Source organism: Moorena sp. SIO3I6 (assembly GCF_010672095.1).
Genome location: NZ_JAAHHU010001169.1, coordinates 1 through 1608, shown reverse-complemented (window position 1 = coordinate 1608; position 1608 = coordinate 1). Strand labels below are relative to the sequence as shown.

Annotated in this window: 2 protein-coding genes; both read left to right on the top strand. The window is 41.3% G+C overall.

What is annotated here, in order from left to right; all coding sequences use genetic code 11:
* Positions 1 to 298 precede the first annotated feature (298 nt).
* Positions 299 to 664 (top strand): plastocyanin, encoded by a 366-nt coding sequence (petE, locus tag F6K49_RS47345; RefSeq protein WP_293037064.1) that lies wholly within the window; start codon positions 299 to 301, stop codon positions 662 to 664.
* A gap of 160 nt (positions 665 to 824) precedes the next feature.
* Entirely contained in the window at positions 825 to 1157 is a 333-nt protein-coding gene (gene petJ, locus F6K49_RS47340; protein WP_293109462.1) for a cytochrome c6 PetJ, read from the top strand.
* Positions 1158 to 1608 lie beyond the last annotated feature (451 nt).

Genomic DNA, 1608 nt, shown 5'->3' with positions numbered 1-1608 from the left:
CGCTGCATGCTTACGTAGAATCCATCAATCGTGCTCTACAGCTTAAGAGCATCGAAATCTTGAGATTTGTAACAAAATCACTATTCCCAAAACAAAGTATGACAAATTGTCATACTTGAATATTAAAATAATTACCACGACGAAATATTCGTCATTGTTTTGATGCAAAGTGCGAATGGGGGTTTCCCCCTGTTGCCTTGCTCAATCGCTCGTTTAGCCAAAGGAAGCTGTATCCGCCGCCCGGCTTCCTCCCCGCCCAAACTAGGATGGGGTATTCAGCGGCAAGTGAATCAAGAAAATGTTCAAAAAACTAGGTTTAGTTCTTGCTAGTCTCTTACTGGCCATCGCCACCTTTGCGATGTCCGTAGCACCTGCTACTGCAGCTACCGTAGAAGTGGACATGGGTTCGACTAAAGGTTTTCCCATGCAATTTGTTCCTAATGAAGTTACCATTTCTGCTGGAGATACCGTTAAGTGGGTTAATAAGAAGATGTTTCCTCACAACGTAATCTTCGAAGGAGATGCAGCAGACAAATCTCACAAAAAGTATGCCTACAAACCAGGTGAATCCTTTACAGCCACATTTGATCAGACTGGAACTTACAAGTATTTCTGCGCACCCCACCGTGGTGCAGGTATGACTGGCAAAGTTATTGTGAAATAGTCGCATCAATTAAGTAATATATCTCTAGGAATAAGGTGGGCAATGCCCACCTTATTTTGTTAACTTTTGTTATAACTTTGACAGCCTGTCGTTTGACAGAGTTCCTCCTCTTAGTGAACGCTAATATCTGGCTTAACGCCATACTAAGAGGAGAAACACTTTGAAAAAAATACTAATTGCGATTCTGCTAGTTTTCGCTTTAATAACCTTCAGCTTCCCTGATTCCGCTTTAGCTGCTGGTGATGCGACTAAAGGAGAAGCGGTATTTACAGCTAACTGCAATGCTTGTCATTTGGGCGGCGAAAATCTACTCAATCCCGAGAAAACTCTGAGCAAGGAGGTCCTGGAGAAATATGAAATGTATTCTGCTGCAGCTATCAAGACACAAGTAACAAACGGCAAAGGAGCTATGCCTCGCTTTGGTGGTCGTTTAAAACCCGACCAAATTGAAAATGTAGCTGCTTATGTTCTAGACCAGGCTGATAAGTGGTAGGCTGCATTCAGTGACTAGTTTTTAATCAATCATCCCGTAGGGTGCGTTAGGCGCGGCGTAATCAACTCCCAACAGTTGAGAGTTTACGTCAGGAGCGCCGTAACGCACCAGCCATGAATGAATTAAGAATTAAGAATTAAGAATTAAGAATTAAGAATTAAGAATTGGGAATTAAGAATTAAGAATTGGGAATTAAGAATTAAGAATTGGGAATTAAGAATTAAGAATTAAGAATTAAGAATTGGGAATTAAGAATTAAGAATTAAGAATTAAGAATTGGGAATTCAAGAGAATTCGCGAATGCGCAAAGGTAGGATTTTCAAGTCTCAAGTCTCAAGTTTCAAGTCTCAAGTTTCAACTATCTGGCTGGAACAATGCAGATGTCTGCCTTAGAGGTATTACCAGCAGATGCGAGTCACGCAAAGCTTCCGCGCTTTAGGGATTGGCCTAT